This is a genomic window from Corynebacterium sp. ACRPE, assembly GCF_022347435.1.
Classification (GTDB): domain Bacteria; phylum Actinomycetota; class Actinomycetes; order Mycobacteriales; family Mycobacteriaceae; genus Corynebacterium; species Corynebacterium tuberculostearicum_D.
The window spans coordinates 1-15591 of the sequence record NZ_JAKRNA010000036.1 but is presented as its reverse complement, the minus strand read 5'-3'; the positions used below and the strand labels follow the sequence as shown (position 1 = coordinate 15591).

General features: G+C 61.8%; 17 protein-coding genes. 10 read left to right on the top strand and 7 right to left on the bottom strand.

What is annotated here, in order from left to right:
- Positions 1-86, top strand: an 86-nt coding sequence (locus MHY13_RS11555) for an IS3 family transposase (RefSeq protein WP_239283187.1), incomplete at its 5' end; no start/stop codon positions are given.
- 54 nt (positions 87-140) lie between these two features.
- On the opposite strand, the gene MHY13_RS11550 is transcribed toward MHY13_RS11555, so the two are convergent.
- Complete coding sequence (locus MHY13_RS11550; protein WP_005323855.1) at positions 141-500, bottom strand: FKBP-type peptidyl-prolyl cis-trans isomerase; 360 nt, start codon at positions 498-500, stop codon at positions 141-143.
- 123 nt (positions 501-623) lie between these two features.
- Complete coding sequence (locus MHY13_RS11545) at positions 624-1916, bottom strand: citrate synthase (RefSeq protein ID WP_239283185.1); 1293 nt, start codon at positions 1914-1916, stop codon at positions 624-626.
- Positions 1917-2076: 160 nt separating this feature from the next.
- Between MHY13_RS11545 and serC the strand changes: the two genes are divergently transcribed.
- From serC to MHY13_RS11530, 3 genes are all read left to right on the top strand, one after another.
- Positions 2077-3195, top strand: a complete 1119-nt coding sequence (gene serC, locus MHY13_RS11540; RefSeq protein ID WP_239283184.1) for a phosphoserine transaminase — start codon at positions 2077-2079, stop codon at positions 3193-3195.
- 112 nt (positions 3196-3307) lie between these two features.
- The gene (gene sepH / locus MHY13_RS11535) at positions 3308-4183 is read left to right on the top strand and encodes a septation protein SepH (protein WP_239283183.1); all 876 of its coding nucleotides are present in this window, start codon (positions 3308-3310) and stop codon (positions 4181-4183) included.
- 2 nt (positions 4184-4185) lie between these two features.
- Positions 4186-5016 carry a hypothetical protein gene (locus MHY13_RS11530; RefSeq protein WP_239283182.1) on the top strand — a complete coding sequence of 277 codons (831 nt, stop codon included), beginning with the start codon at positions 4186-4188 and terminating at the stop codon, positions 5014-5016.
- On the opposite strand, the gene MHY13_RS11525 is transcribed toward MHY13_RS11530, so the two are convergent.
- Genes MHY13_RS11525 through MHY13_RS11515 form a run of 3 tightly spaced genes read right to left on the bottom strand, consistent with a single transcriptional unit; the run spans position 4977 to position 7914 of the window.
- Positions 4977-5783, bottom strand: a complete 807-nt coding sequence (locus MHY13_RS11525; protein ID WP_239283181.1) for an RNA methyltransferase — start codon at positions 5781-5783, stop codon at positions 4977-4979. The two genes, MHY13_RS11530 and MHY13_RS11525, sit on opposite strands and share 40 nt — an antisense overlap.
- Before the next feature lie 9 nt (positions 5784-5792).
- Complete coding sequence (locus MHY13_RS11520; protein WP_239283180.1) at positions 5793-7196, bottom strand: NCS2 family permease; 1404 nt, start codon at positions 7194-7196, stop codon at positions 5793-5795.
- 49 nt (positions 7197-7245) lie between these two features.
- Positions 7246-7914: a DUF3027 domain-containing protein gene (locus MHY13_RS11515; protein WP_204609848.1), complete on the bottom strand. Its 669-nt coding sequence runs from the start codon at positions 7912-7914 to the stop codon at positions 7246-7248.
- A gap of 38 nt (positions 7915-7952) precedes the next feature.
- Between MHY13_RS11515 and MHY13_RS11510 the strand changes: the two genes are divergently transcribed.
- The gene (locus MHY13_RS11510; RefSeq protein WP_239283179.1) at positions 7953-8717 is read left to right on the top strand and encodes a glutaminyl-peptide cyclotransferase; all 765 of its coding nucleotides are present in this window, start codon (positions 7953-7955) and stop codon (positions 8715-8717) included.
- A gap of 6 nt (positions 8718-8723) precedes the next feature.
- Positions 8724-9302 (top strand): DUF2771 domain-containing protein, encoded by a 579-nt coding sequence (locus MHY13_RS11505; RefSeq protein ID WP_239283178.1) that lies wholly within the window; start codon positions 8724-8726, stop codon positions 9300-9302.
- Here MHY13_RS11505 and MHY13_RS11500 read toward each other — a convergent pair.
- Complete coding sequence (locus MHY13_RS11500; RefSeq protein WP_005323875.1) at positions 9299-9679, bottom strand: cold-shock protein; 381 nt, start codon at positions 9677-9679, stop codon at positions 9299-9301. The two genes, MHY13_RS11505 and MHY13_RS11500, sit on opposite strands and share 4 nt — an antisense overlap.
- 321 nt (positions 9680-10000) lie before the next feature.
- Between MHY13_RS11500 and MHY13_RS11495 the strand changes: the two genes are divergently transcribed.
- Positions 10001-10630 carry a resuscitation-promoting factor Rpf1 domain-containing protein gene (locus tag MHY13_RS11495; RefSeq protein WP_204609855.1) on the top strand — a complete coding sequence of 210 codons (630 nt, stop codon included), beginning with the start codon at positions 10001-10003 and terminating at the stop codon, positions 10628-10630.
- A gap of 85 nt (positions 10631-10715) precedes the next feature.
- On the opposite strand, the gene MHY13_RS11490 is transcribed toward MHY13_RS11495, so the two are convergent.
- A complete protein-coding gene (locus MHY13_RS11490; protein WP_049360600.1) occupies positions 10716-10901 on the bottom strand; it encodes a hypothetical protein in 186 nt (61 codons plus the stop codon).
- 66 nt (positions 10902-10967) lie between these two features.
- Here MHY13_RS11490 and MHY13_RS12225 point away from each other — a divergent pair, with 66 nt between their 5' ends.
- The 3 genes from MHY13_RS12225 to MHY13_RS11475 are packed head-to-tail and all read left to right on the top strand — an operon-like array spanning position 10968 to position 15225.
- Positions 10968-12983 carry a helicase-associated domain-containing protein gene (locus MHY13_RS12225; protein WP_301332349.1) on the top strand — a complete coding sequence of 672 codons (2016 nt, stop codon included), beginning with the start codon at positions 10968-10970 and terminating at the stop codon, positions 12981-12983.
- Positions 12980-14605, top strand: coding sequence for a DNA repair helicase XPB (locus MHY13_RS11480; RefSeq protein WP_239283177.1), 1626 nt, complete (start codon positions 12980-12982; stop codon positions 14603-14605). Before MHY13_RS12225 ends, MHY13_RS11480 begins: the two co-directional genes overlap by 4 nt.
- Complete coding sequence (locus MHY13_RS11475; RefSeq protein ID WP_239283176.1) at positions 14602-15225, top strand: DUF3239 domain-containing protein; 624 nt, start codon at positions 14602-14604, stop codon at positions 15223-15225. The genes MHY13_RS11480 and MHY13_RS11475 overlap by 4 nt, the downstream gene beginning before the upstream one ends.
- Positions 15226-15591 lie beyond the last annotated feature (366 nt).

The window sequence follows — 15591 nt, the reverse complement described above, 5'->3', positions numbered from 1 at the left end:
ACAACACCGAACGCATCCAACAACGACTCAAGGGCCTGACCCCGATGCAATATCGGAATCAGGCCCTTGAACCCCTCACCGCCTAGAATTAAACCAGTCCAACTTTTGGGGGCCAGTTCAAACCCTGGGGTTGAGCGCTTTTAGTCGGCGCGGATGAGGTCAATGATAAAGACCAAGGTGCGGCCGGACAGTGGGTGCGCGCCACCGGCGGGGCCGTAGGCCTTTTCCGGCGGGATGATGAGCTTGCGGCGACCGCCCACCTTCATTCCCGGAATGCCCTCCTGCCAGCCGGCGATGAGACCGGTCAGCGGGAACTCGATGGACTGGCCACGGTCCCACGAGGAATCGAATTCTTGGTTGGTCTCGTATTCAGCGCCGACGTAGTGGACCTCCACTACGGCACCAGGCTGCGCCTCAGCACCGTCGCCGACGACGATGTCTTCTACGACAAGGTCGGTCGGCGCTGGGCCAGACTGGGCTTCAATAACAGGCTTATCCATGGGGATTATTCTCCTTGGGAAATCTAGTTTGTTCGTGCGGTCGCATTAAAAACCGAACCGAGCTGCACCTATTATAGGTGCTACCACCCGATTCGGCTTAATTCGACAGACCCGCGGGGCGCTTTAGCGCTCGTTGCGCGGGGTAACCTTACGCAGGGACTCGCCGGTGTAAATCTGGCGCGGACGGTTGATCTTGGTGTTGATCTCCAGCTGCTCGCGGTACTGAGCAATCCAGCCCGGCAGGCGGCCGATGGCGAAGAGGACGGTAAAGAAGTCCGTCGGGAAGCCCATAGCGCGGTAGATCAGGCCAGTGTAGAAGTCCACGTTCGGGTAGAGCTTGCGGGAGACGAAGTAATCGTCATTGAGCGCAATGTCTTCCAGCTTCATGGCCAGATCCAGCATTGGGTCGCCGCCCAAGTGATCGATGATCTCATGGGCAGTCTCCTTGACGATTGCCGCGCGTGGGTCGTAGTTCTTGTACACGCGGTGGCCAAAGCCCATGAGGCGAACGCCCTTTTCCTTATTCTTCACGCGGTTCATGAAGTCGGTAGCGTCACCATCGTGGTTGTTCTGGATATCTTCCAGCATCTCCAGAACTGCCTGGTTTGCGCCGCCGTGCAGCGGACCGGACAGGGCGTTAATGCCGCCGGCGATGGAGACGAACATATTGGCCTGAGCGGAACCAATCATGCGCACGGTGGAGGTGGAGCAGTTCTGCTCGTGGTCAGCGTGCAGAATGAGCAGCTTATCCAGCGCCTTAGCTACAACCGGGTCCACCTCGTACTCCTCGGTGGGGTAACCGAACATCATGCGCAGGAAGTTCTCGCGGGCGTTCAGGCTATTGTCCGGGTACATATAAGGCTTGCCCTGAGACGCGCGGTAAGCATACGCAGCCAGCATTGGAACCTTAGCCAGCAGGCGGACGGTGGCCTTATCCAGCTGCTCCGGGTCCAGCGGGTTGAGCTGGTCCTGGTAGTACGCGGAAAGAATGTTAAGGGAGGAAGCCAGCACGGCCATTGGGTGCGCGTTGCGCGGGAAGATATTGAACGCGGCCTTGAAGTCCTCATCCAACAGGGTGTGGTGGCGGATTTCGCGGTTAAAGTGGCTGAGCTCTTCCTCGTTAGGCAGATGACCCTTGATCAGCAGGTAGGAAACCTCGTTGAAGGAAGCGTTTTCCGCCAGGTCCGCGATATCGTAACCGCGGTGGCGCAGGATGCCCTCTTCACCATTAATGAAGGTGATCTTGGATTCGGTGGAACCGGTGGAGGTATAGCCAGGGTCGAAGGTAACGAGCCCGGTCTCGTTACGGAGCTTGGAAATGTCAAAGCCGGAGTCGCCCTCGGTGGACTGCTTGATGTCCATCTCGTACTCGCCGCCTGGGTACTGGAGTACTACCTTGTTGTCTTCAGAAGCCACGGAAGTTCCTTTCTCTATGTGAAGAGTCACTATTAAGCACTAACTTAAGGAAGCTAGCTTGATACCTCTTCACACTTTAGCAAACTTTGTGACGCCGCCAACAGGATTTGCCCGACTAAAATAACTGCCGTTCGACCGGAACTGTTCTACACTGACGTGCATGAGCACACCCGAACTTACGCTGCCTGCCGACCTCCTGCCTGCCGACGGCCGCTTTGGCTGCGGCCCCTCCAAGGTTCGCCCCGACCAGCTTGCGGCCATTGACCCCGCGGTCATGGGCACCTCCCACCGCCAGCCGGCGGTAAAGAACCTCGTCGGTTCGGTGCGAGAAGGTCTAAGCGATCTCTTCTCCCTACCGGAGGGGTACGAGATTGTCCTTTCTCTGGGCGGTGCCACCGCCTTTTGGGATGCGGCCACCTTTGGGCTCATTGAGCGCCACTCCGCCCACCTCACCTTTGGCGAGTTTTCCACTAAATTTGCCAAGGCCGCCGCGGGTGCACCCTGGCTGAATGCCCCGTCCATCGTGGAGTCTCCAGTGGGCACCGCACCCGACCCGCACGAGCTTTCTGCGGAGGCGGACGTCGTCGCTTGGGCACACAATGAAACCTCCACGGGCGCGATGGCAGAAGTCATCCGCCCGCACCCTCGCAATGATCAGCAGCTGGTGGTCGTGGACGCCACCTCCGGCGCGGGTGGGCTGCCTGTGCACATCTCCGATACGGACGTCTACTACTTCTCGCCGCAAAAGTGCTTTGCTTCCGACGGCGGCCTGTGGCTCGCCGCCATGTCCCCCGCCGCACTGGAGCGGATTGAGAAAATTAACGCCTCCGAGCGCCATATCCCCACCTTCCTCAACCTGCAGACGGCAGTAGATAACTCCCGCAAGAACCAGACCTATAACACCCCGGCAATCGCTACCCTGCTCATGTTGGATAACCAGCTCCAGTGGATGAATGCCAACGGCGGCCTGGACGGCATGGTTGAGCGCACTACGGAATCCTCCACCACGCTGTATAGATGGGCCGAATCCCGCCCGGAGGCCACTCCCTTCGTCGCGGAGCCTGCGTCCCGCTCGCTCGTGGTGGGCACCATCGACTTCGCAGAGTCCGTCGATGCCGCAGCGCTCGCCGCTACCCTGCGCGCCAACGGCATCCTGGACGTGGAGCCGTACCGCAAGCTGGGTCGCAACCAACTGCGCATCGGCATGTTCCCGGCCATCGATCCGGCCGATATCGCCAAGCTGACCCAATGCATCGACTACGTCTTGGATGCGAAATAACGCATCTCACCCAACATGCCCCGCCGCCTCGCAGGCCGCGGGGCATCTTCACGTTATAGTTGAATGCATCACAGATATGTCCGCCGTCGATAGGCAAAAGGAGCGCCCTATTATGCGCGAGCTGTTCCCAGTTGACAGCGAGTCGACCGAAACCTCTTTGGTGCTGCGCACCGAAGACGGCGAAGAGTTTTTCCTCTCCATCACCGATGAGCTGCGCGAGGCCCTGCAGGGCGAGCAGGAGGAAACCCCGGAAGAGGAACCGGCGGCTCCGGCCATCAGCCTGGCCAAGCCCTCCAAACCGGAACCGGTGGAAGAGACGAAGATCCGCCCGGCGGAGATCCAAAACCGCATTCGCGCCGGCGCCTCTGCGGCGGAGCTGGCGGAAGAAATGGGCGTGACCGAATCTCGCATCGAGCCCTTCGCTTACCCGGTCATGCTGGAGCGCAACCGCATCGCGGAGATTGCCAAGCAGGCCCACCCGGTCCGCGAGGACGGGCCGGCCAAGCTCACCTTGTGGGAGGTTCTGGCCACCGCCTTTGCCGCCCGTGGGCACTCGCTCTCCGAGTCCACCTGGGACGCCTACCGCCACCAGGGCGAGGCCTGGATCGTGCGCGTGACGTGGAAGGCCGGCCTGTCCGAGAACGAGGCCGAGTGGTACTTCAAGCAGTCCATGTCCTCGCCTGCCACGGTAGAGGCGCGCAACTCGGTGGCCGCGGACCTAACGGACCCGGATTTCGTGCAGCCGGTGCGCTCGCTGACCTCGCTGGGCAGCGGCCGCTATGACGAAGCTATCGATGGCGACCAGCCCAGCAACGTCACAGACCTCACCGCGCCGACCACCCCTCCGGAAGAGCCGGAGGAAGAGGAGTTCCTGCAGAACCCCTCGCCAGAAGAAAAGCCCACCAAGCGCCGCCGCAAGGCCGTCACCCCGCATTGGGAGGACGTGCTGCTCGGTGTTCGCTCCAATACCAAGCGCCCTAGGGACTAATCGTGGACATCTCTCACGCAGTACTTACTCTCTGGTACATCTCCCAGCCCAACGCGGAAGAGGTGTTGAAGACCGAGCCCAAGGCGGATCGCGGCTTTGGACGGAAATTCCTCGCCCAGCTGGACCCGACCTTCCCGGTCACGCCGATTGGGCAATTCCCGCTCAACCGCTCCGCACAAACGGATCCGAACGAGTACTACATCGGCGGCTACCCCGGCATCACCGTGGTGCAAACGGTCTGCGAGGGGGATTCTGTTCTCCTTTCCCAGCTGCCGGACACGCTCCTTAATGCGGTGCCAGCCCAGCGCGTCATTGCGCTGGCGAGCAATGAGAAGGAAGGCTACGCCGGCTTCGCCCTGTGGGAGGGCGGCGATCTCAAGCGCTGCCTGTGCGCTACCCGCGAGCACCTCTACGAGGACACCGGCCTGCCCGAACCCTTTGAGGCGCCCTACTGGGCGGGCGAAAAGTATGAGCCGCTGGGCGGAATCTCCCTGCCTTTCGAACCGCAGGGCATCATGGAAGCGGCACAGGAATACTGGCTCGACATCGAGGTCGGGCACGATGGCCCAGACCTAGACGTTGTGGGCTACGCGGTCGACGGCCGCCCAGAGCCCAAGATCGACCCGCCAAAGCCCAAGCGCACCGTGGGGGAACTAGCCGCGCAGTCGGCCAATAAGCTGGGCCTGAACGACTATGACGACTACGAGGACCACAGCGCCGAGCCGGAATCCACCGGCGAGGAAATCATCTCCACCGCCAAGCACTTGGGCTCGCTCCTTGGCAATTGGGGCGCTCAGACGTTTAAGTCGCTCAAGGAGCGCTGGCGCTCATAAAAGGAAATGGCGGCGGCGGTCCCCACATTCAGAGAATCGGTACCAGGGGCCATCGGTATGCGTGCGCGTATATCGGTGGCCTTCATTGCATGTTCGGTAAGGCCGGGGCCCTCCGCGCCGACGAGCATCGCCACCTTATCCAGGCCGTGCATGGCCTCGGCCAGGTGCACTGCGTGGGGGTTGGGGGTTAAGGAAATGAGGGTAAAGGAGGCGTCGGCAAGCGCCTGCAAGGAACGCTGCCAGGTAGTAAACCCGCCTTCCAAATGGGCAAAGGGCAAGCGCAGCACGTGCCCCATGGACACGCGCACCGAGCGACGATAGAGCGGATCCGCCGCACCGGAGCCCAGCAGCACCGCATCCACGCCCATGCCCGCGGCATGGCGGAAGATGGCGCCAATATTTTCATGATCGCCCACGCCCTCGAGCACGGCGATGGTCTTTGCGGTCTCTAGAATCTCGCTCACCTCCGGCTCTGGGGCGCGGTCCGCGGCGGCGACCAGCCCGCGGTGCATATCGAAGCCGGCCACCTCCGCCAGGGTCTCGCGAGAGACCTCGAAGATGGGGCACTCGGGTTCGCCGTACTCGGAAATATAGGCCTCCACCTTCTTGGGAAAGCCCACGAGGCAGCGCATGGGGAACCGGGATTCGGCCAGCCGGGAGACCACCAGCGGGCCCTCTGCAATGACGAGACCCTCGCCGGACTTATCGGATTTGTTGAGGTTCCGAATATCGTCCAGGCGAGGGTCTGCGGGGTCAGTAATCAGCATGCCCTTAGGCTAGCCGATGGCATTGGAAATCGGATCCATGCCAAAGAAAATCACGAAGAGGCCAGCCAAGAGCCACATGATCCAGTGCACGTCCTTGGCCTTGCCGGCGAAGGTAGACATGAGCGCGAAGGAGATGAAGCCCACGCCGATGCCGTTGGCAATGGAATAGGTAAACGGCATGGTCACGATGGTCAGGAACGCAGGGATGGCGATCTCCATCTTGGTCCAGCGGATCTCGGTCAGCTGCGCGGCCATCATCACGCCCACGATGACCAGAACCGGAGAGGCGGCCTCGATGGGCACGATCTCATAGAGCGGAGTTAAGAACATCGCGGCGAGGAACAGCACGCCGGTCATGAGGTTGGCCAGGCCCGTGCGGGCGCCATCGGCAATGCCGGCGGAGGAATCCGCAAAGACGGTATTGGAAGAAGCAGAGCCCAGGCCGCCGGCCACGGCGCCAAAGCCCTCGACGACGAGGGCCTTTTTCATATCGGGGAGGTTGCCGTCGGCGTCGACAAGCTTGCCCTGCTTGCCCAGGCCGGTCATGGTGCCCATCGCATCAAAGAAGTTGGTCAGCAATAGAGTGAAAATCAGCAGCACCGTAGAGACCACGCCGATCTTGGTAAAGGCGCCCACCAGGTTCACATCGCCCACGATGGACAGATCCGGAATGCCGCCGAGCGCCTCCGGCTTCACGGGCGCGGCCATGCCCCAGTCCTCGGAGCCGGTAAACGCCTGGATAATAAACGCGATGATGGTGGTGAGCACGATGGCGATAAAAAGCCCACCCGGCACGTTCCGGATAACCATGAAGGAACAGATAATGAGGCCGATGACAAAGACCAGCGCCGGCCAGGTAGAAATCGAACCATTAATGCCCAGGCTCACCGGGACGGTGGTGTGCGCGGCGTCCGGCACGCGGGTGACAAAGCCGCCATCCACGAGGCCGATCATGGCGATGAACATGCCGATGCCCACGCCCATCGCCGCCTTCATGGACTGCGGGATGGCGTCAAAGACGGCGGTGCGGAAACCGGAGATGGCCAGCAGGACGATGATAATGCCCTCGATGACCACCAGGCCCATGGATTCTTGCCAGGTCAGCCCGCTGGTGGCAACCATGCTCACGCCCACGAAGGTATTCATGCCCAGGCCTGCGGCCATGGCGAAGGGATACTTGGCAATGGCGCCGAAGAGGATGGACATGACGCCGGCCACCAACGCGGTGGCGGCGGCGACCTGTGGCACGCCCAGCGCGTAGCCTTCCGCGTCCTCGGTAGTACCGAGGATGAGCGGGTTCAAGAGGATGATATAGGCCATGGCGAAGAACGAGACCGTTCCCGCGCGTAGCTCGGTTCCGATGGAGGAACCACGTTCAGAGATATGGAAATAGCGATCGAGAGTGGCTTTCAACGCCTGCGCCTTTCACGTACAGCGAGTCTTACGCCATAAGTGTGCTGCCTTAATCCTCGATTTCAAAATCCTGGAAGATGGGCTTTTCATCATCGAAGGCCACTTCCGGGTTCTTTTCTTCCCGCACGCGCGTCTGCGAATGCGCACCGCAGCCATAGCGCGAGTGCACCACCCGGCCGTCCGCCGAGTACTCATTGGCGCAGACGCCATAGTTGTCCAACAGCTGCACATAAAACGCACAGGTGCGGCATTGCAGGCGCGCCTTGGCCGCCATATCCGTATTGGGCCCGAATTCGGTGCGCCAGCGCTTCTTGGCGTCTTCTAGGCCGGATTTAGACAAAGTTTCCCCATCCAGGCGGGAATCATCCACGGCCGGTGGCATCAGGTCTCCGGGGCCGAGGTCACCGGGGCGCACGCGATCCTCATAGGGCACCCATTCCGGCGGCTGCAGGGCCTCCCCTCCCGGCACCAGCGCCACCTCATTGACGGTGACGTAGCGCGATCCCTCCGCGCAGGCGAGCACCGCCTGCCATTCCCAGCCAGGGTAGCCAGGCATTTCTGCTTCAAATCGGTGGGTAGCAACGTTTCGGCCCATCCCGGCGACGCCGATATGCTTGCCGACGCCCCCTTCCCCCACCTCATCCAACGCCTCGCGCGCAATGCGCACGGCGCGGGAATCGATCAACGGATTTGCTTTTCGCTTACTCACGCCCCTCATTATTCATTATGGAGCGCACCCGGTGGTACATATGGTGCATGTCGTTTCTTTCCCGCGCCGCCTGCATTCTTCTCCCCTGCACGCTCGTCGCTTGTTCCTCTACCCCAGCAGAACCCGAAGTAGAACACCTCTCCGTCGAGGTTCTCGGCACCGCTTCCCTGCCGCCCAATTCCTTTACGCAGGGCCTCGAAACCGATCCGGACGGCAACCTGCTCCTGGGCACCGGCCAGTGGGGTGAATCCCGCATAGAGCGCTTCTCCCCCGAATCCGGCGAAACCTTGGCCGAAACGCGCTTGGATAAGCGCTACTTTGGCGAGGGCATCACCCAAGCCGGCGATTCCATCTGGCAGCTGACTTGGAAGTCCGGCCAAGCCCTGAAATACGACCACGACCTGCGCCAGGTAGATACGGCCACCTACTCGGGCGAGGGCTGGGGCCTGTGCAATACCGGCGAGGATCTCCTCATGTCCGATGGCTCCGCGACCCTGCGGCACATGGACCCAGAGACCTTCGCGGAGCGCTCCACTACCGACGTCACCCTGGAGGGAAAGCCCCTCGAAGACATCAATGAACTCGAGTGCGTGGGCGATGCCGTCTACGCCAATGTGTGGATGGATGACAACATCTACCGCATCGATCCCTCCACCGGCCGAGTAACCGCCGTCATCGCAACCGACGCGATTGATAAGTCCCGCTATACCGACCCCGATGATGTCCTCAACGGCATCGCACACATCACAGACGATGAGTTCTGGCTTACCGGCAAGCGGTGGGAAGAACTCTTCCACGTTCGAGTAAGGTAAAGGCCCATGGCAACCCGTAAGGAAGCAAGGAAAAAGTCGCTGCTGCAGATCTTGGCCCTCATCGTGGTCGTGGCGGTCATCGTCGCCGCCGTAGTGATCTTCCAAAACTGGTGGAACCAGCGCCCGGGTCCCGATCCCCGCGACATCAAGGTCACCGCCTCCGTGGGCGATAAGTCCATCGACGTCGCCCCGTACATTGCATGCGAGCCCGGCAGCGAGTGCCCGGAAGGCGAGGTTCCGAACCTCACCGTGGGCGATGATGACACCCTCAAGCTCGATATTCCCGAAGAAATCTCCGACCACGAGTGGAAGATTCTTTCCATCTACGATGACCCCGCCGCCAACGATGAAACCGCGCACGGCGCAAACGAGACCACCGAGGTATCGATCCCCGGCTCGGTAGAACCCATCAAGGCCTCTACCGGCAAGCGCCCCCGCCTCAAGGTGGTGGAGATTTCCTCCATGATGATCGGCACCGATGACAACGGCGACGAAACCCCCTTGGCCACCGTGTGGTCGCTGACCACGATGACCGATAAAGAACGAGAAGCCTCCGCGGAGGAATCCACGAAGGCTTCTAATTAGCTATCCAAATCCTTCGCGATTGCGCGGAGGATTTCTGCTACCTGGCGCCCAGTCTTGCGCTCTGGGTAGCGGCCGGAATTGAGCACCGGCTGAATCTGCGACTCCAGCAAGGTCATCACGTCAGAGACCATGCTGCCGAGCTCTTCCGGCTTGCGGGCCGGCGTGCGGCGACGCGGCTTATCCAATACCTTGACCCGCAGCGCCTGCGGACCGCGGCGCCCGGCCGCGAAATCGAAGTCGATGCGCTGGCCGGGGAACAGTTCCTCTACTCCCTTGGGCAGCACGTTGCGGCCAACATAGACGTCTTCATCGCCCGGGTTGCTGACGAAACCGAAACCTTTCTCGGCGTCATACCACTTCACTTTGCCAATAGGCATAGGTACCCACCTCTTCTCTAGGGGAAAATCTTTATTTTAGCCGCCTGGTCAAAACAACAGAAGTTACGCGCACTAGCGCGACACGCCCTCGCTATATGGCACAGATCACACTTCGCCACTCACCTGCAGAAACGTTCTCGCACTCACCACATTCGCCCCATTTCTTTCCCATTTAGTGCCCATAACGTGACACTTTCGTTATAAACCGCTACGCTGTCCCCCAGACACTTAAGAGCCGTTAAGAAAGTTGCCCTCGCCCGCCCTTTCTTTTTGGTACATATTCTTTGCACTTAATGCGGGCACACAGAGAGGACTAACTACATGGGACGCCACTCCGCTAAGAACCGTATGGCCGCTAAGTTCACCGCCGGCACCGTCGCATTCGGCGCCGCCGCTGCCATCATGGCACCGACCGCATCCGCTGCCCCAGATTCCGACTGGGACCGTCTGGCACAGTGCGAGGCCGGCGGCAACTGGCACATCAACACCGGCAACGGCTACCACGGCGGCCTGCAGTTCAACCCGCAGACCTGGCAGGCCAATGGTGGCGGCCAGTTCGCTGCTACCGCTGACCAGGCTACCCGCGAGCAGCAGATTGTCGTCGCTGAGCGCGTGCTTGCTTCCCAGGGCTGGGGCGCATGGCCGGCTTGCTCCGCTTCCCTCGGCCTGAACTCCGCTCCAACCCAGCGCACCGCTCCGTCCGCTGCCCCTAAGGCTCCGGCCCAGGCACCGGCTCCGGTCAAGCAGGCTGCCGCTCAGAAGTCCGACGAGCTGGCTGTTGATGCTCTGTACAACACCATCAAGAACGCCGCTGCCTCCTACGGCCTGGCACTGCCCGCACAGTTCACCGAGCTGTACAAGGCTAACCGCCACGACTTCAACAACTTCTACTCTGCCAACCGCAACGTCATCGACCCGATTGCGCAGATGATTGAGAACATCACTCGCTAAGACATAGCGATAAAGGGCCCATTGCAATAGCAATGGGCCCTTTTTGTATGAAAGAAAAATCCCCGCACCAAGGCGGGGACATACTCTAGCGATTGATGCGAGTATAAGGGTGAACGTAGTTCAGCTTCTCTGCCGACATCGGCAAGATCAGATCATCGCCGTAGGGGCTGGACGCACCAGCAAAAGGCGCAGAGATTTCCGTGATTGCGTGCTCGCGATTTTCGTTCTTCGGCCAAGCCGGGGAAACGTGACCCTTCTTCTCATTCGACATAGCCCTTATTATTTCAAACCTTGCGCAAAAACGTAACTCAAACGATAACTAAACTGGGGTGACATCATGACTCAGTCTTCCCACCTCCCGCATTTCCGCACGTGGCTCGCCTCCCTTGAGGAAGAAGAGCTCGCCACCATCCTCCGCAACCGGCCGGATGTACTCAATCCACTACCCCCGAGCATCGCCGCGCTGGCTACCCGCCTGCTACTGCGCACGTCTATCGCGCGAGCGCTCATGAACTGCACTGCACGGCAGCTTGCGGAAATCGAAGATCTCGCGCGCCGCGGAGGGGAACTCGAAGAGGTAGAAGACCTTAATCCAGATATCACCCGTCAGCTCAAGGAACGCGGCCTGGCCTATGGCAACATCCTCATCCCGCCCGAGGTCATGCCTGCCCTTCCCACGGGCTGGTCCCTCCTCGACCAAGTCCAGGTCAGCCCGGAGGACATCGCCGAGCTGCCGGCCGAAGAACGGAAAGTTCTCGAGACCCTATCGCGCTCCAATGGCCTGGGCACCACGCGGGATGCAGCCATCGATGCGGACCCAGCCCGGCCGATTCCGCGGCTCATCGCCAAGCAGCTGCTCCAGCGCGTGGACGCCACCACCGTCCGCCTGCCGCGCGCCGTGCACCTTGCGCTCAACGGCAAGCCCACCGCCCCAATCCCAGTAGAGGGAATCACCGAATCCCCCGCCCCAGATCCCAAGGCCGATGATGCCGGTACCGCGGCCGGCCTTTCCGCCGTGCGCGGCATGCAGCGCGTCATTGACGCCCTAGGCGCGCGGCCGATAGAACTGCTCAAGGACAAGACCGTCGGCGTTCGCCAGCTCACCAACCTGAGCAAAACCCTCACCATCGATGAAGGAGAGCTGCGTCGCCTCATTGAGCTCGGCATGAGCGCCCGTCTGCTCAGCCGCGGCGAACCGAAAAACTTCGAGGGCAACTTCCTCGCGCCAACGGAGCTTTCTCAGGACTGGCTCGATGCGGGCCTCGCGGAAAAATGGCAGCTTCTGCTCGAGGCCTGGACTGCCTCCCCATGGACCAAGGAAGGCCGCACGCTAGCGCACACTAATGACCGGCTGCCGGAATTTAGGCAAAAGGTCCTGCAGGTCTACCTGCGCGGCGCGAAGCCCACCTTCGAAGAATCCCTACGCTTCCACTTTCCGCTCTTTGCCAGGCACACCTCGGACGAGACCATCGCCGAACTCCGCGCGGAAGCCGAGTGGATCGGCGCCATCGCCCTTGAGCGCCCCACCAGCGTGCTTATCGACGCCCCCGACGCCGCCGCCCGCCTCACCCCCGACACGGTCGATTACTTCCTCATCCAAGCGGATATGACGGTACTGGTTCCCGGCCCGCTCGATCCGGAGACCCACCAGCGGCTCGAAGCAGTCGCCGACCTCGAGTCCCCCGGCCTGGCCAGCGTCTACCGCATCTCGGACGCTTCCCTGCGCCGCGGCCTGGATCGCGGCATGACTGGGGAGGAAATCCAGGCATTCTTCGCCGCCCACGGGGAGGTGCCGCAGACGCTGGAGTTCCACATCGGGGACGTCGCCAAGCGCCATGGCACCCTGCGCTCCGGCCCGGCACTGTCCTACCTGCGCAGCGAGGACCCGGCTCTCCTCCAGATTGCGCTCAAGGCGGCGCCCCTGCGCCTGCTCGCGCCCACCGTCGCGGTGTCCCAATTGCCGGTGCACGACTTGCTAGAGCGCCTGCGCGATCACGGACTTTCCCCTGCCGCAGAGGACGAAAGCGGCGCCAGCCTTACAGTCGCGCCCGAACCGGCCACCCTGCCGACGCCCACCGCCCGCCGAGCCACCGCTTCCCCGGACATCGCGAAGGCCATGCGCACCCTGCGCGACGACGCCGCGCCTTCCACGCCCAGCCTCGATGTAGTCCACGCCGCCGCGCGCACTGCCCGGCCAATCACCATCGGCTATGCGGATAAGAACGGCAACGAAAAGAAACGCACCGTCACCCCGCTGACCGTGGCGGGCGGGCAGATCGACGCTCGCGCGGCCGATGGCTCTACCATCCGGTTTCCCTTGCACCGGATCACCTCCGTTACGCTGGAGCCATGAATGGACCATTGATTGTGCAGTCGGATAAGACCGTCCTGCTCGAGGTGGATCATGCCCAGGCCGCCGAGGCCCGCGCCGCGCTCGCTCCCTTTGCGGAGCTCGAGCGAGCCCCCGAGCACGTGCACACCTACCGCATCACCCCGCTCGCGTTGTGGAATGCCCGCGCGGCCGGGCACGACGCCGAGCAGGTCGTCGACGTCCTGGAAAACTACTCCCGCTTTCCAGTCCCCCAAGCCCTGCTTGTCGACGTCGCCGAAACCATGTCCCGCTACGGCCGCGTCCGCCTCCACGCCCACCCGGCCCACGGCCTCATCCTCGAGTCCGATGAGCCGCCCATCCTGGAAGAACTTACCCGCGGCGCTACCGGAAAACTCCTCGGCGCGCGCATCGACGAGAACTCCATCGCCGTCCCGCCCTCCGAGCGCGGCCGCCTCAAGCAGACCCTTCTCAAGGCAGGCTGGCCGGCCGAGGATCTCGCCGGCTACGTCGATGGTGAATCCCATCCCATCGCCCTCAATCACGACGGCTGGCAGCTGCGTGACTACCAGCAGTACGCCACCGAAGCCTTCTGGTCCGGCGGCTCCGGCGTCGTCGTGCTGCCGTGCGGCGCTGGCAAAACGATCGTCGGCGCGGCTGCGATGGCCAAGGCGGAATCCACCACACTCATCCTGGTTACCAATACCGTCGCCGGCCGCCAATGGCGCGACGAGCTCCTGCGCCGCACCACCCTGACCGAAAACGAAATCGGCGAATACTCCGGCGAAAAGAAGGAAATCAAACCCATCACCATCGCCACCTACCAGGTGGTCACGCGCAAAACTAAGGGCGAATACCGCGCCCTCGAGCTCTTCGATTCCCGCGACTGGGGCCTCATTATCTACGACGAGGTGCACCTCCTTCCCGCCCCGGTATTCCGGATGACGTCGGACCTTCAATCGCGACGTCGGCTAGGGCTTACCGCTACCCTCGTGCGCGAGGACGGCCGCGAGGGCGACGTCTTCTCCCTCATCGGCCCCAAGCGCTACGACGCCCCGTGGAAAGAGCTCGAGATGGCCGGCTATATCGCCACCGCCGAATGCATCGAGGTCCGCGTGGATATGGACGCCGAGGAACGCATGCTGTACGCCACCGTCCAACCTCGCGACCGCTACCGCATCGCCGCCCAAGCCGCCGCCAAACTCCGTGCGGTGGACAAGATCCTGGCCCGGCACCCACAGCAGGCGCTCATCATCGGCGGTTATGTCGACCAGCTCAAAGAGCTCGGCGCGCATCTCGACGCCCCCGTTATCGACGGCTCCACCTCCACCGCCAAGCGCGAGCGCCTCTTCCAACAATTCCGCGACGGCACACTTCCTGTTCTCGTGGTGTCCAAGGTGGCCAATTTCTCCATCGACCTTCCCGAGGCGGCCCTAGCTATCCAGGTCTCCGGTACCTTTGGCTCCCGCCAAGAAGAGGCCCAACGCCTCGGTCGGCTGCTGCGCCCCAAGGAAGAGGAAGCTCTTTTCTATTCGCTGGTCACCCGCGATAGCCTCGACGCGGACTACGCCGTGCACCGCCAACGGTTCCTCGCCGAGCAGGGATATGCCTACCGGCTTATCGACGCACTAGACTTAGAACAATGAAAATCTTCAAGTTCGACGTAGACGAGTCCTTTGCCAAGGCCAATAACGAGCTCTTGCGCGATTCCAACCGCCTTCGCATCTCCGGCCTCGTGCTGGGCATCCTGCTCATCATCGGCGGCGCGGCCATCTGGTGGGGATTTTCCTGGGGCATTACCGTTGGCCTCGGCATGATCCTTTTCGGAATCATGGTGGCCATCGTCGGCTTCGCCGCCGCCCGTAAGGTTGGCACCGCCCAGCAGCTCTATGACTCCTACCCCCTCGCCCCGGCCGTCATCGCTGAGGTGAATGAGCGCGATATGGTCTTGCTCGCCCTGGTCAACACCAACGTGGATCCTTCCCTGCCTCCCCGCTGGGCCGCTTGCCTGCGCACCGTGACTGCCATTCCCGGCACCCAGCGAACCGTAGGCACCAAGGTTCCCGTCGCCGCTGTTTCCGGCCGCGCGGACAACAACCACTGGCAGCAAATCACCCCTATGCCCATTGCTTGGGGCACCCCTGACGCCGAAACCGTCACCATCGCCCGAAAGTCCATCCCCCAGGAGGAATGGCAGCGCCTCGAGCGCGCCCGCAAGCGCCTTTCGGACGTGAAGGCCACGAAGTTCGACCTCCTCGTTCTTTAAAGCCCCATAAGCATTTTCTTGGTTCACGGCCACGTGCTCATCAGCCCGAATCGAATACCCCATCTCCTGCCAAGGACAGCGCGAACGCGCAATGCACTCGGATACTCGGTTTAGGGCATGCTTTGCAGCTCGGTAGCCCTCGAAAAGGAACCGAGTAAAGCACTGACATGCAGCCATGCCTGGGCGATCAAACCGCGGAGCTTGGGGCTCTATCTTTCCCTACCTTCTTTTTGTTCGTTGTTGTTTGGGGTTGCCCGCAAATTGTGGACACGTAGTGGAGCTACCTAGTGGTTAGGCGGCTATTTCTTTTCTGCTGGTGGTTAGACCGATGCGGTTCTCGAAGTCGGCGGGGCTTATCATCCCGAG